This is a genomic window from Streptomyces sp. Rer75 (assembly GCF_013414305.1).
GTDB classification, from domain to species: Bacteria; Actinomycetota; Actinomycetes; order Streptomycetales; family Streptomycetaceae; genus Streptomyces; species Streptomyces himastatinicus.
The window spans coordinates 9,896,971-9,919,407 of sequence record NZ_CP058693.1 but is presented as its reverse complement, the minus strand read 5'-3'; the positions used below and the strand labels follow the sequence as shown (position 1 = coordinate 9,919,407).

At 68.1% G+C, this 22,437-nt stretch carries 19 protein-coding genes and 1 pseudogene; 7 read left to right on the top strand and 13 right to left on the bottom strand.

The window, feature by feature from the left end; all coding sequences use genetic code 11:
• Positions 1-66 precede the first annotated feature (66 nt).
• Together HYQ63_RS41795 and HYQ63_RS41790 are read left to right on the top strand one after the other, a co-directional pair.
• The gene (locus tag HYQ63_RS41795; protein WP_179939248.1) at positions 67-1,077 is read left to right on the top strand and encodes an ABC transporter ATP-binding protein; all 1,011 of its coding nucleotides are present in this window, start codon (positions 67-69) and stop codon (positions 1,075-1,077) included.
• Positions 1,074-1,793 carry a dipeptide/oligopeptide/nickel ABC transporter ATP-binding protein gene (locus tag HYQ63_RS41790; protein WP_179939247.1) on the top strand — a complete coding sequence of 240 codons (720 nt, stop codon included), beginning with the start codon at positions 1,074-1,076 and terminating at the stop codon, positions 1,791-1,793. The genes HYQ63_RS41795 and HYQ63_RS41790 overlap by 4 nt, the downstream gene beginning before the upstream one ends.
• Before the next feature lie 138 nt (positions 1,794-1,931).
• On the opposite strand, the gene HYQ63_RS41785 is transcribed toward HYQ63_RS41790, so the two are convergent.
• Positions 1,932-3,110 (bottom strand): aminotransferase class V-fold PLP-dependent enzyme, encoded by a 1,179-nt coding sequence (locus tag HYQ63_RS41785; RefSeq protein WP_179939246.1) that lies wholly within the window; start codon positions 3,108-3,110, stop codon positions 1,932-1,934.
• 128 nt (positions 3,111-3,238) lie between these two features.
• Between HYQ63_RS41785 and HYQ63_RS41780 the strand changes: the two genes are divergently transcribed.
• Both HYQ63_RS41780 and HYQ63_RS41775 read left to right on the top strand, forming a co-directional pair.
• Complete coding sequence (locus tag HYQ63_RS41780) at positions 3,239-4,162, top strand: LysR family transcriptional regulator (RefSeq protein ID WP_179941088.1); 924 nt, start codon at positions 3,239-3,241, stop codon at positions 4,160-4,162.
• A 262-nt stretch (positions 4,163-4,424) separates the two neighbouring features.
• Positions 4,425-5,034, top strand: a pseudogene (locus HYQ63_RS41775) (DUF1062 domain-containing protein).
• Here the strand turns inward: HYQ63_RS41775 and HYQ63_RS41770 are convergent.
• Entirely contained in the window at positions 4,988-5,647 is a 660-nt protein-coding gene (locus HYQ63_RS41770; protein ID WP_179939245.1) for a GNAT family N-acetyltransferase, read from the bottom strand. The pseudogene HYQ63_RS41775 and the gene HYQ63_RS41770 sit on opposite strands and share 47 nt — an antisense overlap.
• Entirely contained in the window at positions 5,628-6,614 is a 987-nt protein-coding gene (locus HYQ63_RS41765; RefSeq protein WP_257232501.1) for a class I SAM-dependent methyltransferase, read from the bottom strand. The genes HYQ63_RS41770 and HYQ63_RS41765 overlap by 20 nt, the downstream gene beginning before the upstream one ends.
• A 49-nt stretch (positions 6,615-6,663) precedes the next feature.
• Here HYQ63_RS41765 and HYQ63_RS41760 point away from each other — a divergent pair, with 49 nt between their 5' ends.
• Together HYQ63_RS41760 and HYQ63_RS41755 are read left to right on the top strand one after the other, a co-directional pair.
• The gene (locus tag HYQ63_RS41760) at positions 6,664-6,936 is read left to right on the top strand and encodes a hypothetical protein (protein WP_179931911.1); all 273 of its coding nucleotides are present in this window, start codon (positions 6,664-6,666) and stop codon (positions 6,934-6,936) included.
• 14 nt (positions 6,937-6,950) lie between these two features.
• Positions 6,951-8,300, top strand: a complete 1,350-nt coding sequence (locus tag HYQ63_RS41755) for a cytochrome P450 (RefSeq protein WP_179939243.1) — start codon at positions 6,951-6,953, stop codon at positions 8,298-8,300.
• A gap of 63 nt (positions 8,301-8,363) precedes the next feature.
• Here the strand turns inward: HYQ63_RS41755 and HYQ63_RS41750 are convergent, their stop codons facing one another.
• From HYQ63_RS41750 to HYQ63_RS41730, 6 genes are all read right to left on the bottom strand, one after another.
• A complete protein-coding gene (locus tag HYQ63_RS41750; protein WP_218929630.1) occupies positions 8,364-9,542 on the bottom strand; it encodes a YcaO-like family protein in 1,179 nt (392 codons plus the stop codon).
• A 109-nt stretch (positions 9,543-9,651) separates the two neighbouring features.
• Positions 9,652-9,777, bottom strand: coding sequence for a hypothetical protein (locus HYQ63_RS45390; RefSeq protein ID WP_257232500.1), 126 nt, complete (start codon positions 9,775-9,777; stop codon positions 9,652-9,654).
• A gap of 293 nt (positions 9,778-10,070) precedes the next feature.
• On the bottom strand, positions 10,071-12,317 hold the full coding sequence (locus tag HYQ63_RS41745) for a family 2 encapsulin nanocompartment cargo protein terpene cyclase (protein ID WP_179939242.1): 2,247 nt from the start codon (positions 12,315-12,317) through the stop codon (positions 10,071-10,073).
• A 38-nt stretch (positions 12,318-12,355) separates the two neighbouring features.
• On the bottom strand, positions 12,356-13,774 hold the full coding sequence (locus HYQ63_RS41740) for a family 2B encapsulin nanocompartment shell protein (protein WP_373689185.1): 1,419 nt from the start codon (positions 13,772-13,774) through the stop codon (positions 12,356-12,358).
• A gap of 763 nt (positions 13,775-14,537) precedes the next feature.
• Positions 14,538-16,787 (bottom strand): cation-translocating P-type ATPase, encoded by a 2,250-nt coding sequence (locus tag HYQ63_RS41735; protein ID WP_179939241.1) that lies wholly within the window; start codon positions 16,785-16,787, stop codon positions 14,538-14,540.
• Between the two features lie 67 nt (positions 16,788-16,854).
• On the bottom strand, positions 16,855-17,145 hold the full coding sequence (locus tag HYQ63_RS41730) for a heavy-metal-associated domain-containing protein (protein ID WP_179939240.1): 291 nt from the start codon (positions 17,143-17,145) through the stop codon (positions 16,855-16,857).
• 172 nt (positions 17,146-17,317) lie between these two features.
• Here HYQ63_RS41730 and HYQ63_RS41725 point away from each other — a divergent pair, with 172 nt between their 5' ends.
• Positions 17,318-18,295: a hypothetical protein gene (locus HYQ63_RS41725; RefSeq protein ID WP_179939239.1), complete on the top strand. Its 978-nt coding sequence runs from the start codon at positions 17,318-17,320 to the stop codon at positions 18,293-18,295.
• A 76-nt stretch (positions 18,296-18,371) separates the two neighbouring features.
• Here HYQ63_RS41725 and HYQ63_RS41720 read toward each other — a convergent pair whose 3' ends face one another.
• From HYQ63_RS41720 to HYQ63_RS41705, 4 genes are all read right to left on the bottom strand, one after another.
• Positions 18,372-18,659, bottom strand: coding sequence for a metal-sensitive transcriptional regulator (locus HYQ63_RS41720; RefSeq protein ID WP_179939238.1), 288 nt, complete (start codon positions 18,657-18,659; stop codon positions 18,372-18,374).
• Positions 18,660-18,802: 143 nt separating this feature from the next.
• Positions 18,803-20,551, bottom strand: a complete 1,749-nt coding sequence (locus HYQ63_RS41715) for a fatty acyl-AMP ligase (RefSeq protein ID WP_179939237.1) — start codon at positions 20,549-20,551, stop codon at positions 18,803-18,805.
• Between the two features lie 38 nt (positions 20,552-20,589).
• The gene (locus HYQ63_RS41710; protein WP_179939236.1) at positions 20,590-21,150 is read right to left on the bottom strand and encodes a pyridoxamine 5'-phosphate oxidase family protein; all 561 of its coding nucleotides are present in this window, start codon (positions 21,148-21,150) and stop codon (positions 20,590-20,592) included.
• Between the two features lie 48 nt (positions 21,151-21,198).
• Positions 21,199-22,245, bottom strand: coding sequence for a cytochrome P450 (locus HYQ63_RS41705; RefSeq protein WP_306664874.1), 1,047 nt, complete (start codon positions 22,243-22,245; stop codon positions 21,199-21,201).
• Between the last annotated feature and the right edge of the window lie 192 nt (positions 22,246-22,437).

The following is a 22,437-nucleotide window of genomic DNA, read 5'->3' as shown; positions in this document are numbered from 1 at the left end:
TCCGCCCGCGCCGCATGCCTATCCGATCCGCACCCGCCGCACCCTCCGCACCGAAGGTGACCGCCCATGCCCGAACCACTCCTCGCAGTGCGCGACCTTCACGTGACCTTGAGAGACGGGGGCCACGCCATACCCGCTGTCCGGGGGTTGTCGTTCGAAGTGCACCAAGGCGAAGTCGTTGCGCTTGTCGGGGAGTCGGGAGCCGGGAAGTCCCTGACCGCGCGGGCGGTCCTCGGGATGCCACCGCACGGGGCTGGCGTCACCGGCAGCGTACGGCTGCGCGGGCACGAGCTGATGGGAGCGTCGTACGCGGGCGTGCGGGGCCGCCGGATGGCGTTCGTGCCGCAGGACGCGCTGACCGTGCTCAGCCCGGTCCACACGATCGGCGACCAGATCACCGCGGCCGTGCGGTCCGTCGCGAAGACCTCCCGCCAGGAGGCCCGGACTCGCGCCGTGGCAGCCCTGGACCGCGTAGGCATCGCGGACGCCGCGCGGCGAGCGCGGGCATATCCGCACGAGTTCTCCGGCGGTATGCGACAGCGAGCGGTGATCGCCATGGCGATGGTGAACGAGCCGGAGCTGGTCATCGCCGACGAGCCGACGACCGCACTGGACCCGGCGATCGAGGCCCAGGTGCTGGAGGCCCTGGCGGCGGCCCGCGAAGCGACCGGCGCGGCACTGGTGCTGATCACACATGACCTGCGGATCGTCGCGCGGCACGCAGACCGGGTCGTGGTCATGTACGCGGGCCGCGCCGTGGAATCGGGCCCGGTGGAGCCGGTGTTCCGCGCACCCCGGGCCCCGTACACCGCGGGCCTGATCGCCTCACTGCCACCCGCCGAGGTGGACGTGGCGGACCGGTGGCTGCCGTCGATCGCCGGGGCCCCTCCGTCGCCGACGGACCTTCCACGTGGCTGCGCCTTCGCACCGCGCTGCCCGCTGGCCCGGCAGGACTGCGCGGACCAGGAGCCCGCACTGGCCGCCGCCGGGGAACCGGGACAGCTGGCCGCCTGCCACCGCTCGACGGACCTTCCCGTGCCGGCGACCGGACTCTTCTCACGGAAGGCGACAGCATGAGCGCCCCACTGCTGAAGGTGACGGACCTTGTCGTCCGCTACGGCCGCCACACCGCCGTTGACCAGGTCTCCTTCGAGATCCACGCGGGGGAAACACTCGCACTGATCGGCCCATCGGGATGCGGAAAGTCCTCCACCGCCCTGGCCACGCTCGCCCTGCGCCGCCCGGACAGCGGGAGCGTACGCTTCGAGGGGCAGGAGCTCACCGGCCTGCGGGAGCGCGAGCTGCGCCCGCTGCGGCCCCGGTTCCAGCCGGTCTTCCAGGACCCCTACGGCTCGCTCAGCCCCCGATTGCGGGTCCGTGACGCGATCGCCGAACCACTGCGCGTACAACGGAGGCCACCGGCACCCGGCCGGATCGAGGAGCTGATGGAGACGGTCGGCCTCGACGTCTCGCTGGGCGACCGCCTGCCACACGAACTGTCCGGCGGGCAGTGCCAGCGCGTCGGAATCGCGCGGGCGCTGGCCGGTGAGCCCCGGTTGCTGGTGCTGGACGAGCCGGTGTCGGCGCTCGACCCGTCGGTGCGCGCGGGCGTGCTGAACCTGCTCACCGCCCTCCAGGATGGCCGGGGACTGGCGTACCTGTTCATCTGCCACGACCTCGCGCTCGTACGCCACTTCGCACACCGCGTCGCCGTGATGCGGCAGGGTCGGATCGTCGAGACCCGCCCTGCCCGCGAGCTGAGCCTCACCGCACTCGACAACGGCCCTGCGTAGCCTTCACCCGTGAGTTGGCACAGCGGTCCTTCGCGGTCACCCTCCTTCCTGACCGCAACTCCAGCCGGTGCCATCGGACCGGCCAAGCCGCGGGCGTCCGCGACTACATCCTGAACACCGCGGGCGCGGCCCCTGTGATCAGCTTGCTGCGGCGAGCTTGGCGAAGACCTCGATGGCGCGGTCGAGTTCAGCCTCGGTGTTGTAGTAGTGGGGCGAGAGCCGCACCAGCGGGTGGACTCCCCGATCCTCGGTGTCGAACTGGGTTTGCATCGGGTCGGTGGTGCTGACGTTGATGCTGTGCGCGGCGAGCGCGGCGGCGACGTCAGCGGTGGGCACGGCGTCGATCTTGGCCGTTACGATGGCGCACCGCTGCCTGCCGAGGTCGTATGTGGTGACGCCGGGCAGGGCGCTCAGGTGGTCGCGCAGATAGGTGCCCAGTTCGGTCGCGCGTCGGCCGATGTGGTCCATGCCGATCTCCAGGGCCTGCTGGACGGCGGCGCTCAGGCCGAGCACGTTGGAGAAGCTGGCTTCCCAGGTCTCGAAGCGCCGGGCGCCGTCGTGCCAGGTAAAGCCGCGCTTTCCGTCCCAGGTGGAGGCGGCGACCTCGTTGACGGGCGGCTCCAGATAGTCCAGCGCTTCAGGGCGCACCCACAGGAACCCGGTCCCGCGCGGACCGCGCAGGAACTTGCGGCCGGTGGCGGTGAGCATGTCGCAGCCGACCTCTGTGACGTCGACGGGGAACTGGCCGACGGACTGGGTGGCGTCGAGGAGGAAGGGCACGCCTGCGGCGCGGGTGATGCGGCCGATCTCGGCCACCGGGTTGACCAGGCCACCGCTGGTGGGGACGTGGCTGATGCCGACGAGCTTGGTCCGGTCGTCGATCAGGTCGGCCAGGGCGGTGGTGTCGAGCTGTCCGGACGCGTCGTTGGGGACGACGACGATCTCTGCGCCGGTGCGCTGGGCGATGTGCAGGTAAGCGAGGACGTTACTGCCGTACTCGGAGCGGCCGGTCAGGATGCGGTCGCCCGGCTTGAACGTCATGGAGTAGAACGCGGCGTTCCAGGCGTGGGTGGAGTTGTCGAACAGCGCGATCTCGTCGGGCCGGCCGCCGATGAGCTGGGCGATGTGCGTGTGGGTGGCCTCGATCCGGTCTCGCTCCTGGTCTGCGGCTTCGTAGCCGCCGACGGCGGCCTCCAGCTCCAGATGGGCGGTGATGGCTTCGAGGGTCTGCCGCGACAGCAGACCGGCGCCCGCGTTGTTGAGGTGAATCCGGTTCGAGCTGCCCGGGGTCTGTCGGCGGAGCGCTTCGATGTGCATGCCTTGTGTCCCATCCGAAAGTGTGCGGCGTTGCCTGGTGCTTTCACGCTCCCAAACCACCATCCTTTAGTAAAGTGAATGTTTCTGGATGTGATAGGTCAAAGAATTTGATGGATCGGGTGGTGGGCATGTACAACTTGCGCCGTCTGGAGGTGCTGCGGGAGCTGAAGCACCGAGGCACCCTGGCTGCGGTCGCGGCGGCCATGTCGTACAGCCCCTCGGCCGTCTCGCAACAGCTGACCCTGCTGGAATCCGAGGTCGGCGCACCGCTGCTGGAGCGGGACGGCCGCAAGGTGCGGCTGACGCCCCAGGCCGAGATCCTGGTCGCCCACACCGAGACGGTGCTGCACCAGCTCGACCGGGCCCAGACGGAGATCGCCGCCTCGCTCAAGGAGCTCACCGGCACCCTGCGGGTGGCTGCCTTCCAGACCGCCATGCTCACCCTCGTTCCCACCGCCCTGACCTGGCTGCGCGAGACGCACCCGGGCATACGGGTCGAGGTCACCCAGGACGAACCGGACACCGCGCTGTCCGCCCTGCTCGCACGCGATACCGACCTCGTCATCGACGAGACCTTCCCCGGCCATCCCCGCCCGCCCCAGGCCACTGAACTGAGCCACCACGTACTGGGCGAAGAGCCGATGCGGCTGGCGGTCCGCGACCCCACTGTGCGGTCACTGTCGGAATTGGCTCAGCACTCCTGGGCGATGGAGCCCGTCGGCACCCCGGCCAGACAGTGGACCGTCTCTCTGTGCCACGCGGCCGGCTTCGAGCCCGATGTCGCCTTCGAGTCCGCCGACATGCTGGTACACGCCCGGCTGGCAGCCCAGGGCCACGCCGTGGCGTTCCTGCCCGATCTCCTGTGGTTCGACCGTGCCCCCGACGTCACCCTCCTCGAACCCGCACCCACCCACCGGCGTACGATCCTCGCCACGGTCCGTGCTTCCGCGAACGACCATCCACTGGTCCGCGCTGTCATGTCGAGCCTGCGCCATGCGGTGCAGGAAGTGGAAACAGCGGCAGGCCGGCATCTGGGGAACGACAGCCGGTAGTACGGCCACCGCGGTGGGCCGAGGGTGGTGCGGGCACCCGCCGCCAGGCAACGCCACCGCCCGAAAATCAGTGGAGCCGCACTCCCGTGTGCCATTACCGTGCTCCCGCCCACAGTCACCCTGCCAAGGACACGCCGTTGTACACCAAGTGAGACTCCCCAAGCGCTGATCCGTCGCGCGTCGCACATGTGCGCCGTGCTCCTTTTCGCTGCGGTCTTCTCACTGGAACCGGTGGAACTCTGTGTCCAAAAACTGGGCGGTCGTGCCCACCTGCCTGCCGATCGTTCTCCGCCGTTGCAACACGTGCGCGTCCGAGCACTTCCGGGCGAACGGTCAATTCCGCGTCACTGCGAACCACAAGCTCCTCAACGCCTGGCTCCTCGCGCTGTGCACCGGGTGCGGGGACACCACCAAACTCACTGTCCTGGAGCGGATGAACGCGCGTTCCGTACAACCCGAGCTCCTGCACCTGCTGTACGACAACGACCCCGGTCCGGTAGCCGAACTGCTCCAGGACCCGGTCGTACGGCGCCGCGACGTGGGCGGCTCGGGTCGAACCGAGCGGCCGGCCTGGCAGTCGCCGTACGGTCCGCCGCCGCACCGGACACACCGCGGCCGGTGGGCGCCTGTGCCGGTGTTGGCCAGGTCTCGGCCCGCTGTGCGGCGTGGATACCTGTGCGGCCGGCGCGACTGATCGCCGAAGGCTTCGGCTTTCGCGAGCCGAGGTCGAGAGACTGCTGGCCGAGGGGAACCTCGTGCCGGCACCTACACGGCGTCCGCCCTGCGACGCTCGCTGGGCGGACGCCGTGCGTTCTGGAGCTGGCTTCACTGCTCCTGAACCGCACATCCCGGCAAGATGTGACGATCAGTAGGGGCGGCGGTGTGGATCTCGGCTGTGAGGCCACCGGGGAGGGGATCGGACTCCGATTGCTGCCAGTCGGTTTCCAGGATCGAACAGATTGCCAGGTCGTGCCAAGTGCCGTCTGTCCAGCAGTAGTCGCGCAGCGTTCCCTCGTACGTCAGCCCGGACTTCTCCGCGGCCCGCTGTGCGGCCACGTTGGAGGGCATGAAACCTGCCCAGATCCGGTGCAGGCCGAGCCGACCAAAGGCGAACGCGCCCACGAGACGGCCGACTTCGACACTCAGGCCCCTGTGGGTCATGTCGGACCGGAAAGCACAGCCGAACTCTGCACTGCGGTGTCCTACCCGGACGATCGCACCCTCGGACGGCGGCGCGAGGAAAAGTTTGACGGTGGCGAGGAGTCCGCCCGTGCTGATCTGGCTGACGGCCAGCCTGTACTGCGTACGCGGGCGCTGTCGCGCGCTCTCGGCTGCCTGTTCCACCAGATCCGCTGCCTCACTCCGCTGGAAGGACTTCATCCCGAACTGGAGTGTGGTGCTGGGGTCGCCGAAGATATCCAGCACACCGTCAACGTCGTCGGATGTGAACTCCCTTAGCCGGAGGTCATTCCTCTCCAGCAGCACCGGCTGTCCATGTGTGTAGCTTATTTCCTGCGGAGGCGCGCTCATCAACGGTCACTTTCCGGGGGGGGTGGGCGGGAGCGTTACGTATCTGCTGATCCTGCTGTGCCGCGTCGGCTTCCGCCGGGCGTTCCTCATCCGCCAGGAAGTCGACTCGCGTGACCCAGAGTGGCTTCCGTGAACGCAGCCCCGGCACATAGGACAGCGCGGGCAGCAGCAGCCCGCACACCAGGCCCCGCCCGCGCGGGACGCGGACGCTGCGCACCCCGGCCACCTTCGGGAGCCCCCGCAGCTTCTCCTCCTCCGCCGAGGTCATGCCCCAGGGCATGGGGGGCGGCTGGTAACCGGCCGGATAACGCCATTGGCGTCGTACCGTACGGCCGGTGACCCACTGAGGCGGTGTGTCGAACACGAGCGCCGCACCGGGGAAGTGGTCCGCACACGCCGCGATCAGAGCGTGTGCCTCGGCAGGCGACAGGTACATCAGCACGCCCTGAGCCGTGATCAGCAGCCCCCGCGCATCGTCCACCTCGGCCAACCATGACCCATCCGTCACCGAACAGGCCAGGGTACGGCGGCGGTCCGTGTCCGGAAGCAACCGCTTCCGGACAGCGGCCACGTCGGGAAGGTCAACGCTCAGCCAGCGGACGCTGCCGTTGTCCACCCGCCAGAATTGCGTTTCCAGCCCCTCGCCCAGCGAGACCACGGTCCCCTCGGGGTGGTCGGCGAGAAAGCGGCGCACCTCAGTGTCGAAACAGCGGGCACGCAACCCCGTTCCCTGGGCCTGGCCCCAATTGCCGGAGCCGAAGCGGCTTTCGAAGGGGAAGGAGATCGAGTCAGCCAGCTCCACCGCTTTCGGGTCGTTCAGCGCGGTGTTCGGGTCACGGGCATCGAGCGCGCGGTGATACAGCGTCCATAAAGTCGTCTCAGCGACGCCGGCCAGCTTTACATCGTGTTCTTGCGTGTCCACCAATCGACCGTAACAGCGTCCGCTCCGTCAGCTCAGATGGCCTCACCCCATGTCCGCATCGGTGATGCGGACATGGGGCGCTCATCAGGTCGGCTTCCAGTCGTGGCTGGCGCGCGACGGACTTGTTCTGATGGACTTCGACCTCGAAGCGGCGGGGATCGCCTGGCAGCTGTTGTGGCTGCACTGGCATGGCGGCGAGCGGGAGCGTCGGCATGTGCCGGACTGCTGCGTGCGGCGGGCGGACGGCTCGGGGGTATGGCCTTCCCCGCGCCGCGCCTCACCCTCCCGTACAGCATTCGGCACTTCATCCACGACTCCATGAGGGAACCGCCACCGATGACCCGCATCTTCACTGCCGCAGCCGCCCCGGGCGCGCTTCCGCTCGTCGGTCATGGCTGGGCGCTGCTGCGGCGCCCGCTGGACTTCACCGCCTCTCTCGCCCGTCATGGTGATCTGGTGACGATCCGGCTGGGCCCGCTGCGCGCGTACGTCCCGTGCCATCCGGAGCTGTTGTGGCAGGTCCTGACGGATGAGCGTACGTTCGACAAGGGCGGCTGGATGTATGACAAGGCGCGCGCGCTGGCGGGCAACGGCCTGCCATTGTGTCCCCACCGGGATCACCTTCGGCAGCGCCGGCTGATGCAGCCGGGTTTCCATCGCAGCAGGCTGGAGCAGTACAGCGAGGTCATGGTGGACGAGATCAACGCCATGACAGCCTCTTGGCGGGACGGCCAGGTCATCGACGCCTTCCCCGCACTGTTTGACATGGCACTGCGTACGGTCAGCCGCACGCTGTTCCGTACCAGCGTCGACCCTGGCTCGGTGGAGGAGTTCCGGCGCAGTATGGCGGCCGCGATGGGGAGTTTCCTGCCACGGTTGCTGTTGCCACAGTGCCTTGAAAAGCTCCGGCTGCCCCTGGTCCGTCGGCTCCGGCAAGTGATGCAGGATCTCTTGCACGCCCGCGACCGCCTCATGGCCGAGAGCGCTCATGATCGGGGCGAGGACGGCGGCATCCTCTCCGCCATGATCGCCGCCCGGCAGGAGGAGGGCTACGGCCGGCTGTCCGACGCGGACATCGATGAGCAGGTCCTCCCCTTGCTCATCGCCGGCTCGGACACCGTCGCGGCATCGCTCGCCTGGGCCTTGCACCTCCTGGCCCAGCACCCCGACGCCGAGCGCCGGGTCCACGAGGAGGTGGACGGGGTACTCGACGGCGGGCCGGCGCAGTGGAGCGATGTGGCCCGACTTCCCTATACCTCCCGCGTACTGACCGAGGCGCTCCGCCTCTATCCTCCCGCTTGGCTGCTCACGCGGGTGACCACCACCCCCACCCGGCTGGGCGGACACGAATTGCGCCCCGGAAGCACGGTCATCTTCAGCAGTGCCGCGGTGCACTGGGATTCCCGCTTCTACGCAGATCCTGACGTGTTCGACCCCGACCGGTGGCTGCCGCACCACGTCGGCCGTCTTCCCCGCGGGGCGTACCTGCCCTTCGGCGCGGGATCACGCAAATGCATAGGAGATCGCTACGGCATAGTCGAGGCCACCCTCGCCCTCGCGACCATCACCCACCGGTGGCAGCTGCGCAGCGCCCCGGGGTCCGATGCGCGTCCGGCTCCGCACAGCGCCATCCTGCATCCGCGCCGCCTCCTCCTGCGGGTACGGCCGCGGCAAGGTGCCGCATGAAGCGGAGTACCGTCCGCTGAGCGTTGCGGGAGGGACGGGCTCCGCCCGGACCGTCCTGGTGGATTACCCCTGCTGTCGGGTTCGGCCGCGCGGGCCGGGAAGGACGAGTGCGCCTTTGACGACGGTGAAGAACCGCTCCAGGCCCGGCACCATCGTGTGCACCGTACTGATGCCTTCCCGGAGCACGGCTACGCGGCGGCGGTACGGAGTGAAACCGTGCTCGGCAAGGCGGGCCAGGACCTCGTCCAACCGGGCCTGCGGGTTCACGGGCGACGAGCGTTCACGGAACGCCGTGCTGCGGGCGTGTGCCAGCGCGTCCGTGAAATCGAAGCGGGCGCAACGGTGCAGGGCCGGGTAGCGTGCGAGCGCCTCCAGCCGCGTGGGGTGGTCCATGCCGTGCCGACGGACGTGGACGGCTTCAAGTAGTTCGTTGAGTGCCCCGGTGACTGCTTCGTGTGAGCTGAGCGAGGCAGCTTGCCCCCGGAGGCAGGGGCGGCCGTCGAGCGGAAGAACGTAGGCAACGACCGTGGGGATCTCCAGATCGCTGGTGGCGTCGATCAGGTGAACGGTGGCGTCGGCCTCGTTTCGCACATGGGCGTGAAGAGCGGCCAGATCATCGGGCAAGCTCTGCGGGTCCACAACGGCGGGGGGTTGCCCGGACAGGAAGGTGCGGATGGTCAGCAGCGAACACGCATCTCGCTCGACGGTTTCCAGCAGGGCGTGGAGGGTGGCTTGAGCGAGGGTGGGTGCGAGCCCGTAACCGGAGTTGACGGAGTAGCGCGACAACGCGCGGTAGTCCGTCGTGTCGCCGACGCTTTCGCGCAGGCCCCGCCCGTCGGGCCCGGCATACCAGGGAGCACCCAGGAAGACCGGGATGCTCTGCTCGTGGCCATCCAGCAGCGACTCGTAGGTATAGCAGGCGAGTTGATCGCCGCGGAGTTGCGTCAGTAGCGGACTGCTGGCCTCCTGCCTCATCGTGCTGCTGCCCAGCAGCTCGGCCGATACCAGATGCACAGCACTGCGCCGCAGGCTCACCGGGCCGGTGACGTGGCGTTCCAGCGCCTCGCTCAGCGCGCGGATTCGCGCCTGTGCCGGGGTCGGCCCTTTGCCGATGCCGGACGCTCCGGGGGCGATCGTGCCGGACGCGTCGACAAGCTCGCACGACCACACCTCCACGGGGCCCTCATGGGCCATCCGCTGCCAGCACGGACGCAGTCCCAGGTGCCGGGCGGCCTGTTCCACGGCGGACGGAACCTGTCCGCTACTGGGGAAGGCCGGTAGGGAGGGCCCGGTCGTGAGCCGATTTACCGACTGCTGACAACCGTGCTGGCCTCCCCTACCGGCCGCCACCTCAGGTGTCCTCAGCCTCGGCACCTGCCGTCTTGTCCAACTCGCCGACGAGCACCGCTTCCGATTCCGTCAGTGCCGTGTCCGTCGGCTGCTGCACGATCCCCATGTCGTCGATGGCAGATCCCATGACGTGTACCTCCCTCTTACGACTGCCAGCTGAACGCGGTTGTGGATCAACCGCGTTGTCAGGCTACGGACGGCTGACTCATGGTGTCCACCACCCCGGCTTCCTTGATTGGAGGTTCCGCATCTGTGGCGTGACGATGTTGGAGCCGCCTCGGTTCCGGAAGCCGTGACACGCTCGGCGAGTACCCGTGGGCTCGGGACGCGGCCGGGAGCGGCCCCGAGCCGACGGGCATGCGGCGAGATCGCCTATGGGCTGGGTACGTCACCCTCTGACGTGCGCCGGTCCCCGATGCGTCACCGCCGCCCGGTGAGCAGAGGGATCTGCGCGGCCGAGGTTCCCAAGCCGGTGGGGATGTCGAGGCGGCGCTGCGGGCTGGTGAGGAGATCGCGGCGCAGGTCCTCCTCCTTGTAGCGGTGGCAGCCCTCGTGCCAGGTGAGGATGCCCGACAGCCAGTTCTCGAGCTCGCGCACGTAGCCGTCCAGTATGCGACGGGCGTCCGGGCCCAGCTGGAAATCCTCGTAGAGGACGGGGAGTTCATGCTCCGCGACATGCTGGAACTGACGCATCCGCGAGGTCATCAGATCGTGGATGATCGCGAGGGCGGTCGGGTAGTCGCAGTCGAAGAAGTTCTGGACGACCAGGATGCCGTTGTGCACCTCGCCCTCGTACTCGATCTCCTTCTGGTAGGAGAAGACGTCGTTGAGGAGGCAGGCGTAGTCGGCGGCGGCGTTCTCCAGGGAGCGCATGGGACCGCTGCTGTAGATCTCAGGCGGGATCTGCTGTCCGTGGGCCAGCCGGCACAGGCTCATGGTGAGATCCGAGCCGAAGGTCATCCGGCGCATCTCGATGTAGTCGACGGGGTCGGGGATGCGGTTCTGCGCCTGGTTGGCCAGTTCCCACAGCCAGCTGGACGTCATGTCCTCGATGGCCGTACGGAAGGTGCGGCGGCCCTGCGGCGTCATCGGGCCGGCCGTACGGGCCCAGAGGTCGGCCAGGCCACGCTCCAGCGCGTTGGCGGGGGCGGGCGGCGGGGAGCCGTCCACCGGCATGAAGGCCGAGAGCCGGCTGTTGGCCGCCTTCGCTCCTGCCAGGTCCCGGCTGCGGCCGAAGACGACGGGGAAATAGTCGTCCCCGTACGTTCCCCAGGTCAGCCAGCCAGAGGTCAGGTCGAGTTGGTCGGGTGAGGCATCGGGGTGGATGCCGGCCGCACACAAGGGGAAGTCGAAGCCGGCGAGCTTGTTTTCGTTCCAGATGTGCGAGCCGGGTATGCCGGGCTGGGCTTCGAGCATGCCCATCCGGCGACCCCACTCGACCACGTTCCGGCGCGCGCCGTCCAGGTGCGGGCTGAGCCGGGTGGTGAACGGCATGAAGAAGTCCGGCAGCTGCGAGGGCCCCACTCGTTGGTGGGGGACGTGGGTGAAGCTCCGGAGCCGGCCGGCCTCGGCTCGACCGGTGGTCATCAGCCCGATATTCGCCGCCGAGGTGCCCAGTCCGCTCGGGAGGAACGCGAAGCCCCCGAGCCCTGACGGACCCGCGTTCTCCTCGGTCGCGTTCCCGTTCATGTAGCGGCTGGAACGCATGTGCCACTCGTGGCCGCCCGATTGCCAGTCCTGTAGCCCCTTGACGTAGGCGAGGACGTCGGCGCACTCGTCCGGGCGCAGGCCGGTCTCGGCGAAGAGCGGGGTGAGCTCGGTGAAGACGGTGTTCTCGAACTGCTGGAGGCGGGAGGTGAGCAGGTCGTTGACGGCGTCGGCGGCCTCCTGCGTACCGCAGCCGAGGAAGGTCTCGAAGACCAGCACGCCGTTGCTGTTCTCGCCCTCCTCCTCGACCTCGCGCTGGTACGAGAAGAGGTCGTTCCGCAGGTGCACGGCGTCGGAGAAGCTGTCCCGCAGCACCTTCATCGGCCGTGACGCGGCGATCGGCGCGGGCACTTCGGCCCCGATCGCGTACTCGATCAGACCTGCCGACCAAGGGGCGCCGCCGACCTTGCGGCGCATCTCGATGTACTCGACGGGATTGGCGATGCGGTGAGCGTTGATGTTGGACAGCTCCCACAACGACTCGTTGAGGAGGTTCTCGGTGCTCTCGGCGAACCGGGTCCGCCAGTCCGCCGACATGCTCGGCACGGTACGGGCCCACAGGTCGGCCAGCCCGGCCTCGACCGGGTTCGTCGGCTCGGGCATGTCCGCCGCCGGGTCGGCCGGCATGAAGAGCGGCAGGCGGTCGAGGTACGCCTTGCCCCCCTCCCGGTCCTGCGCGTACTTGAAGACCTCGAGGAAGTGGTCGTCGAAGAAGAAGACCCACACATACCAGTCGGTCACCAGGGAAAGGGCCGGGCCTGACGCGTCGGGGTGGGTGTAGGCACACAGCAGTGCATAGTCGTGCGCGTCGAGGTCGCGCTCCTCCCAGATTCCCGAGCCTTCGAGCATGCCCATGTCGCGAGCCCACCGCTTCGAGTGCTGCCGTGCCTCCTCCAGATGAGGGTTCAGGCGCGCGGGGTGCGGCATGTAGAAGTCCGGCAGTTCAAACGGCTGTGTCACTGGTGCCCGGCCCTTTCCTGGCAGCGATTGCGTCCGGCTTAGTTGTCGTAGTGGCCGATTTCGACGTCTTCGAGGACGCCGAGCGCGTCCGGGACGAGTACCGCCGCGGAGAAGTAGGCGCTTACCAGGTAGGAGATGATGGCCTTTTCGTTGATGCCCATGAAACGGACGTTGAGGCTGGGCTCGATCTCGTCAGGGATGCCGGCCTGGTGGAGACCGACGACGCCCTGGTCTTCTTCACCCGTTCGCATCGCGAGGATGGAGCTGGTCCCGGTGGGGCTGACCGGGATCTTGTTGCAGGGCAGGATCGGGATGCCGCGCCAGGCGGGCACCTGGTGGCCCTCCAGCTCCACGCCCTGCGGGTAGAGCCCACGCTTGTTGCACTCCCGGCCGAAGGCCGCGATCGCCTTCGGATGGGCCAGCAGGAACTGGGTCTTCCGCCGCCGCGAGATCAGCTCGTCGAGGTCGTTGGGGGTGGGCGGGCCACTGTGCGTACGGATGCGCTGCTTGAAGTCGGCGTTGTGGAGGAGCCCGAACTCGCGGCTGTTGACGAGCTCGTGCTCCTGCCGCTCGCGCAGCGCCTCGACGGTGAGGCGGAGCTGCTGCTCGACCTGGTTCATGGGCTCGTTGTAGAGATCGGCAACGCGGCTGTGCACACGGAGTACGGTCTGGGCGACGCTCAGTTCGTATTCGCGGGGGCTGAGTTCGTAGTCGACGAAGGTACCGGGCAGCGCCGGCTCCCCGGCATGGCCGGAGACCAGGTCGATGGCCGCCTCGCCCTGCTTGTTCCGCGACAGGTGGGGAGCGGACCGGAGCGCCTCCAGGTGCGTGCGCAGGCCTTCCGCCCGGCCCTGGACTTCCTCGAACGCCTCCCGCGTCAGGCTCAGAACGGTGCAGGCAGTGACCGCCCGCAGCGTGAACTCCCACTCGTCGTTCGAGCCGGTCAGCAACCCCTCGCCGACGTAGTCCCCGTCCGCGATCACACCGAGCACCGTCGGATCACCGTACTTACCGGTACCCAGCTTGTTGCCCTTGCCGTGCGCGATCAGAACGATTTCATCAGCCGGACGACCGGCCTCCACGATTGTTTCCCCGGCGGCTACCTCTCGCTGTGTGAAGCGCTCCGCCAGCGCACCCAGTACCTCCTCGTCCTCGAAGGCCCGCAGTGGCGGCAGTTCACGCAGTTCAGCCGGGATGACTCGCACGTCCGCACCCGTGGCCACGAACTCGACCCGGCCGTCGCCGAGGGTGTGGGTGAGCCGGCGGTTCACCCGGTACGTACCTGCGGAGACCTGCACCCACGGAAGCAGCCGCAGCAGCCACCGCGAGGAGATCCCCTGCATCTGCGGAACGGTCTTGGTCGTACTCGCCAGATTCCGCGCGGCCGCCGTAGACAAGCTCAGCTGCGGGTTCTGGGCGTCCTGGTTGGAAGGAGTCGGGTCGAACGGCATGGACATGAGGGCGCCATCCATCTTTCAGAGCGGGAGCAGAGCGACAGCAACAGCCTGGTAGGGCCGTTTCGGGATCAAGATCATTTGATCATCCGTCCCCCGACGCTAACAAGCCCTGTTTATTAATCAACGGGGAGTGTCAATGGGAGAGTTGATGGGCCTTCGTGCGCCCTGTGCCGCAGCGTTCACTTTGGCTCCATTGCGCACGTCCACGCGACAGATATCCGATGAGTCTGCCGGGTCCTGGATGCCGCCGGGGGTACCCGGCCCGCCCGCAGATCCCGCCAGGCCGCCTACGACCAGCAGCGACGCATTTCTGAACGGCACAAGGGCGCTCGCACCTCACGGAGCATCCGAGCACTATACCCCAGTAGGGTATGGTGCTCTGTGAGTCTCTACCGAGGAAAGCGTGTTATCGACGGCGGAGAAGGTGACAGCGCCCATGCCACACGAAGTCCGGGAAAGTCCCGTACCCCGCGCCATACGTCTTGCCCGACGCGCAGCATCTGACCCTCTGGTCCGCATGGTGGCGGTGGCGCTCCTCCAGGCAGTTGCCGCAAGGCTGGAGGGCCAGGGCCGCGCAGCCCCCGGGCGCGCCGACTGCTGTGACACCCCGGTCGGCAGATGAGCCCTGACGCCGGGGCGCGGTGTCTCAGGCCCCGAGCGATGAGCGAGGTGGCCCATCACACGACGGGTGCCCTCCGGCTTCTGTTGTCGGAGGGCACCCGTCACCACGTGGCACGCCGCAGATAAGGCTGAGGAGCGGACCTCAAGACTGGGCGGAAAAGCGCCGCAGCCGGAGTGAGTTGCCGACCACGGAGACCGACGAGAAGGCCATCGCGGCGCCCGCGATCATCGGGTTCAGCAGGCCCGCCGCGGCCAGCGGCAGCGCGGTCACGTTGTAGAGGAAGGCCCAGAAGAGATTCGAGTGGATGGTTCCCAGAGTCTTGCGTGACAGACGGATGGCATCCGCCGCCGTCCGCAGATCCCCTCGAACGAGGGTGAGGTCGCTCGCCTCGATGGCCGCGTCCGTCCCTGTCCCCATCGCCAGACCGAGGTCGGCCTGGGCGAGTGCGGCCGCGTCGTTGATGCCGTCGCCCACCATGGCGACACTGTGGCCCTCCTCCTGTAGACGCTTGACCACATCCGCCTTGTCCTCGGGCATGACCTCGGCGATCACCTTGTCGATCCCGACCTCCGCCGCGACGGTGGCGGCAACCGCCTTGTTGTCACCGGTGAGCAGGATCGGGGTGAGGCCGAGGGCGCGCAGCCGGTTGATGGCCTCAGGACTGGTCTCCTTGATCGCGTCTGCGACCTCCAGTACGGCCCGTGCCTCGCCGTCCCAGGCCACCACGATCGCGGTCCGCCCGGCGGCCTCCGCCTCCGCTTTGGCCCGTTCCATGTGGGCCGGCAGGCGGATCTCCCACTCGTCCAGCAGCTTTTGGCGACCCACGAGCACCGCATGGCCCTCGACGACCCCTTGAATGCCCAGACCGGCCACATTGGCGAAGTCCTCGGGGGCCGGGAGCGCGCCGACCTTCCGTATGGCGCCCTCGGCGACGGCGCGGGCGATCGGGTGCTCGGAGGCGTTCTCCAAAGCGCCCGCCAGGCGCAGGACTTCGGCCTCGTCCTCCTCGGTCCGCACCGCGACCAGGGTCATCTGGCCGGTGGTGACGGTGCCGGTCTTGTCCAGTACGACGGTGTCGACCTTGCGGGCGGTTTCCAGCACCTCGGGTCCCTTGATGAGGATGCCCACCTGGGCGCCGCGGCCGGTGCCCACCATGATGGCTGTCGGGGTGGCAAGGCCCAGGGCGCACGGGCAGGCAATGATCAGCACGGCGACAGCGGCCGTGAACGCCGCCGTCAGACCGGCCCCGTTGCCCAGCCAGAAGCCGAACGTACCCATCGCGAGGGCGATCACGATGGGGACAAAGACGGCCGAGATCCGGTCGGCGAGCCGCTGCGCGGCGGCCTTTCCGTTCTGCGCGTCCTCCACCAGCTTCGCCATCCGGGCGAGCTGGGTGTCGGCACCGACCCGGGTAGCCTCGACAACGAGCCGTCCACTGGTGTTCAGGGTGGCACCGGCGACGCTGTCCCCGACGACGACCTCCACCGGCATGGACTCCCCGGTGAGCATCGAGGCATCGACGGCCGACGAACCCTCGACCACCGTACCGTCGGTGGCGATCTTCTCCCCGGGACGCACCAGGAAGCGGTCACCGGTGTGCAGGTCGGCGATGGGGATCGTGAACTCTCCCCCGTCCCGCAGGACTGTGACCTCCTTCGCCCCGAGTTCGAGCAGGGTCCTGAGCGCCGCACCCGCCATCCGCTTGGATCGCGCCTCGAAGTAGCGTCCTGCCAGGATGAAGGCGGTGACGCCGGCGGCGGCCTCCAGATAGATGTTGCCCGCGCCGTCGCTGCGGGCGATCGTCAGCTCGAAGGGGTGCGTCATGCCGGGGGTGCCCGCGGTACCGAAGAACAGCGCCCACAGCGACCACAGGAAGGCGGCCGAAGTTCCCACCGAGATCAGGGTGTCCATCGTCGCCGCACCGTGCCGGGCGTTCATCCAGGCCGCGCGGTGGAAGGGCCAGGCCGCGTAGGTGACCACAGGTGCGGCCAGCGTCAGCGAGAGCCACTGCCAGTACTCGAACTGCAACGCGGGAACCATGGCCATCGCGATCACCGGCACCGCAAGGACCACGGTGGTCACCAGCCGCTGACGCAGGGGGCGCAGTTCGCCGGCCTCCTCCTCCGCCCTCGCTTCCTCGGCGGCGGGCTCGCTGCGCCGCGGGGCCGGCTGTTCGGCGGTGTAGCCGGTCGCCTCCACCGTGGCGATCAGGTCCTTGACGGTCACGCTCTCGCCGCGGTAGCTGACCTTCGCCTTCTCGGTCGCGTAGTTGACGGTCGCCTCAACCCCGTCCATGCGGTTGAGCCGCTTCTCGATCCGCGCTGCGCACGAGGCGCAGGTCATGCCACCGATGGCGAGTTCGACCTCGCCGGTTTCGGTGAGATTCGTCATCAATGCTCCTCAAGAGGGAAAGCCGGGCCCGCACGGGGGTTTGCGGGCCCAGCAGCATGGAGGGGGCTCAGAGGGCGCGGCCGGTGAGCTCGTAGCCCGCCTCGTCGACGGCCTTCGCGAACGCGGCGTCGTCAGGCTCCCCGCTGGTGGTCACGGCGACGCGGCCGGCATCGACATCGACCTCGACGCCCAGCACGCCGTTGATCTCGCTGACGGCCTTGGTGACAGCAGACTTGCAGTGGCCACAGGTCATGCCCGTCACCGTGTAGACCGTCGAGACGCCGTCGGCCGCTGTGGCCGTCGCGCTCTGCGTGGCACCGGTCGAGCAGCTTCCGTCGGGCGTGCAGCAGTCGGACATGCTTCCTCCTGGGAATCACAGACGTAACGAAGTCAATACCCCTTGGGGGTATCTGCATCCGACTGTATACCCCCACCCCCTACCGCTGGCAAGTGAGTCGACCACGCTTGTGCATACCCTACTGGGGTATAAGCTCGGTCCGTGGCAGACGCCGGACGCCCAAGGAGAACCGATGAACACCCCCCTGAAAATCACTGCCTTCGCTGTCGCGCTCGCCGCCACCTTCGGAGCCGCCTACGGGGTGGGCGACGTGGTCGTTCCGATCGGCACCTCGGCCGACCCAGCAGCCCATGCCGAACATGAGGGCAGCAACGCCCCGAACAACAAGGAAGGCGAGCACGGCGAACACGCCGAGAACGGCCAGAGCACGCCACCGGGCGGTCTCCAGATCGCGGAGAACGGCTACAGCCTGAACCTGGAGACCCCGCGCATCCCCGCAGCGAAGAAGTCCGAACTCCGCTTTTCCATCCGTGACAGCGCAGGCCGGAAGGTCACCGCCTTCAAACGCGAACACGGCAAGGAACTCCACCTGATTCTTGCCTCCCGGGACCTGGGCACCTTCCGGCACCTGCACCCCACCCGGTCATCGGACGGCACCTGGAGCACCAAAGCCGGCCTCCCCACAGCCGGCACTTACCGGCTGTTCGCTGACTTCACCCCCGCCGGCAAGGGCACAAAAGGCCTGACCCTGGGCACGGACCTCGCTGTCTCCGGTTCCTATCGCCCGGCCCCGCTGCCCGCACCCGCGAAGGTCGCCAAAGTCGACGGCTACACCGTCACCCTCGACGGCCAACTGCGTCCGGGGGCCGCGAGCGAGCTCAAGCTGAAGGTCGCCAAGAACGGACGCTCCGTCACCGACCTCGACCCCTACCTCGGCGCCTACGGCCACCTGGTGGCCCTGCGCTCCGGAGACCTCGCCTACCTGCACGTGCATCCCAACGGCACCCCCGGCGACGGCAAGACCAAGCCGGGCCCCACCATCTCCTTCACCGCCACCGCGCCCAGCGCGGGCACCTACCGGCTCTTCCTCGACTTCCAGCACCAGGGAAAGGTGCACACGGCAAGCTTCACCGTCGACGCCGACCGCAGCGTGCAGGAACCGGCCGAGAGCCAGAATCCCGAAGACTCCGAAGGCGACCACCAGCACTGATCCGCACGCCCCGGACGCCAGCGTGGAGCCCCAGGCAGATCCGCCCGGGGCTCCACGCAAGGGGGTTGTACAGGGACTAGCTCCGCACCAACCGCGCGATGGCGTCGGACGCCTCCTTCAGCTTCTTGTCCCTCTCGTCGCCGCCCTCGGCGACGGCACTGCTCACACAGGTGGCCATGTGCTCGTCCAACATCTGGAGAGCGAACGACTGCAGGGCGCGCGTCGTCGCCGACACCTGCGTGAGAATGTCGATGCAGTAAGTGTCCGTCTCCACCAGCCGCTGCAAGCCACGGACTTGGCCCTCGATACGGCGAAGCCGCATCATCACCTCGTCCTTGTGCGTCTTCTGATTCTGGCCAGCCATGGCTCCTGGTCCTTCCTTCCCGGCCGGTGCCACAGCGCAGCGCGACCTCCCCCTAAAAGATACCCTCCGGTCGTATGGGAGCGTGTCGCCGGAACAATACAAATCTGTCGTAGGTAAGTTACAGGGACCCGAAGGCACGTCCCTTACGAGGCCGCTTCCCATCGGGCGAGCTCCTCGAACTCACCGGCCAGGTAACAACGGCGCGCCATCCAGCGCTGCACCTTCCCGCTCGAGGTCTTGTGGATCGCCCGGGGCGGAATCAGCACCACCGCATACGGGGGAACGCTGCACCCCATCGAAACCGTCCGGCGGATGTCATCGATGATGTCCTGATGAGGTCTGTCGCTGCCGGGATCCACCTCGTAGACCAAAACGAGACGTTCTGTCGATTTCTCGGCGTCTTCGATCGAGAACGCTGCACCGCAGTTGCGGCGGATTCCCGGAACCGAGTTCTCACAGACCAGCTCGATGTCGGCAGGATGGTAGTTCCGGCCGTTGATCACGATCAGGTCCTTCATGCGGCCCGTCACGAACAGTTCGCCGTCCCGCAAGAAGCCGAGGTCGCCGGTGCGCAGGAACGGGCCTTCCCCGGCCGCGGTCTTCTCCCCGAACGTCGCACCGGACTCGGTGGGCCTGCGCCAGTAGCCCTCCGCGACACTGGGCGAGGCGACCCAGATCTCACCCACCTTGCCGCTGTCCAAAGGCTCACGGGAGTCGGGATCGACGATCAGCAGCCGAGTGTCGGGACCAGGCCGCCCGCAACTCACCAGTTGCCTCGACGGCTCGGACGCAACTGCCGGCCGGGCGTGTCCGTCAACGTCGAGGGGCTCACTCGCGACCTGCACCGAGCGCCAGCCGCCCAACGGCGCACCGCCGGTCACGAACAGTGTCGCCTCGGCGAGCCCGTAGCACGGATAGAACGACTCTGCTCGGAAACCACACGCACCGAATCGCTCGGCGAAGCGCGCCATGGTCCGTGCCCTCACCGGCTCGGCTCCGGTGAAGGTGACCTCGATGCTGGACAGGTCCAGCCCTTCGACATCCTCGTCCGTCGCACGCCGCAGACACAGCTCGTACGCGAAGTTCGGTCCGCCGGTGATCGTCGCTCGTTGCCGCGAGACCATGCGCAGCCAGGACAGCGGTCGGCGAAGGAACGTCACCGGTGAGGTCAGGGTGGCGGGGATACCGAAGAACAGCGGGGTGAGGATGCCGCCGATCAGCCCCATGTCGTGATACGGAGGCAGCCACAGGGCGCCCGAACTGTCCGCGTGGATACCGAAACCACGACCGATGTCACGGCAGTTGTCCATCAGCTGGGCGTGAGTCAGCACAACGCCACGCGGCAGCGATGTCGAACCCGAGGTGTACTGGAGCAGCGCCGGCAGTCCCCGGGGAGCTGTCGGCTCGATCCCCGTGCCCCCGCTGTCGAGCTCATCCGTCGCCAACACCCGGGGTGCGCGCCCCAACGTGGTCTCGAGCCACTGCTCGATGAACGGCTTGATGTCCGTCGTGGTGAGAACGACGGCGGAGCCGGTGTCCTCGATGATTGCCGCGAGCCGCGGCAGCGTGCGTGAAAGACGCGTCGGATCCGGCGGGAAGGCCGGGACCGCGGGAACACCCGCGTAGAAGCACCCGAACAGGCCGGTCAGATAGTCCAGGCCGGGCGCGAACAGCAGGAGCGCCGGATCATCCCGGCCTTCGGCGTTCTCGAGGAGTCCGGCCGCCACTGTCCGCGCGCGCGTATCGAGTTCGGCATAGGTGACTTCTTCGACCGACTCGTCATCGGCGACGAACCGGAAACCGACCACATCAGGTGACCGTATTGCCTGCTCGTGCAGAGCGTGTGCGAACGTCCTGGTTGCACGCACACCGCTCAAGCCTGTACTTGTCATGGATGTTCCCCTGCGGTTCTCGGGTTCGGGCAGAAGGGTCAGGAGGTCGTCCGGGCGTGCGAGCAGAGGGACGGCTGAGCCGGCGTCTGCGCGTCGAGCGGCATCTCGATACGGCGGTCGATGCGGTCTTCGGCCCATGTCCGGGTGTCGACGAGCCACCAGCGCTCGACCTCGACCAGGTAGAGGCGGTGCGGAGCCGGCGACTGCAGCAGCGCCGCCGGAAGCTGCCACTCGGCACGCTGCCGCGGGTCCGGGAACACGGTCTCGTAAAAACGCGCGTAGTACTCGTCGAGCCGGTCGGGGGAGATCTCGGTGCAGCGGCCGGTGAACTGGGCGCCGTCGACCGAGGAGATTGCCGCGCCTGCACCGGCACTGTCGGTGGTGAACAGGGAGCCACTCACCTGCGGCCGGGCACGGATATGACGGCTGTGCCGGGAACTGGTGGCCGACCCGAAGACGAAACGCAGGGGGTCGGCGAACCAGACGTACTCCAGGGTGGTGACCCAGGGGTCGCCACCCTCACCGACGGAGGCCAGGTTCAGATACCGGGCGGTGTCCAGCAGTTGCTTCGTCCTGACGGCCAGACTGTCGACGGTCACATGCGGACCTTTCTCTGTCGTGACGTGCGGTGACGGAAGTGGGCGCCGCTACGTGTGCCGCAGGTGGACGGGCAGCGCGACGATGTCGTTGCCGATGAAGGTCTGCCCGGGCTGGACGTGCTCGGGTGCGACGGCCAGGGTGAGGTTCGGGAAGTGGTCGAACAGTGCGGGCAGGGCCACCCTGGCCTCGAGCCGCGCGAGGTGCGAGCCGGGGCAGAAGTGGGCGCCGAGCCCGAAGGCGAGATGGTCCTTGTTCTCGCGGTTGACGTCGAAAGTCCCGGGATCCTCGTGCACACCCGGGTCTCGGCCGTGGGCCCCGTAGCAGATCAGGATCGCGTCGCCGGCGCGGATCACCACCCCTTCACCGAGGTCGATGTCCTCCGTCGCCCAGCGCATCGGCAGATGCATGACCGGACAGTGGACGCGCAGGGATTCCTCGATCGCGTCGTCCCACCGTCCGGGGTCGGCCCGCAGAAGGTCGAGTTGGGCAGGCCGCGCGAGGAGCTCGCGGACCGTGTGGTCGATGAGGTTGATGGTGGTCTGACTTCCCCCGCCGATCATCAGCAGCAGCGTGGAGATCAGCTCGTGGCTGCTCAAGGGCGCTTCGCCGGTCTCACGTGCCGCGATCAGGAAACTGGTCAGGTCGTCGCCCGGCATGCGTTGTTTGGTCTCGATCAGAAGGCGCATCGCCGCTTCGAGGTCCTCGTAGACGGCGACGGACTCCTCCTCGGACACATCGGTCATGGCGACGATGCGGAAGGCGCGGAGTACTTCGGGCCGCTGGTCCTCGGGCACACCGAAGAGGTCGCATATCACCCGGGTGGGAACCCGGTAGGAGAATTCCTTGTGCAGGTCCACGGTTTCGTCACCGGACCGCTGCTTGAGGTCGTGGAGGAGTTCGGCGACGATCGCCTCGACCTGGGGACGGAGCTTCTCCACGCGGCGCGGGGTGAACGCCGGCGTGATCAGCTTCCGCAGCCGCGCGTGTGCGCTGCCGTCGGTGGTGGCCATGGACTCCACGTCGACCCATGGCGAGAGCCAGGGAACGGACCCGGGCACATAGCTGGGGACGGTCTCCTTCAGGTTCCGGGACACGCCTGGGTGTGTCAGCAGGCGCCTGACGACATCACCCCGTGACACCGACCAGGCCCCGACGCCCTCGGGCAGCTGCACGGGAACAGCGGGACCCGATTCCCGCAGGCGCGTCACCTGTTCGTACATGCACTTTCCACCGACGCTCTCGATCGTCTCGACGGTGTCCGCGCTGAAGTCGATCATCATGTGCCT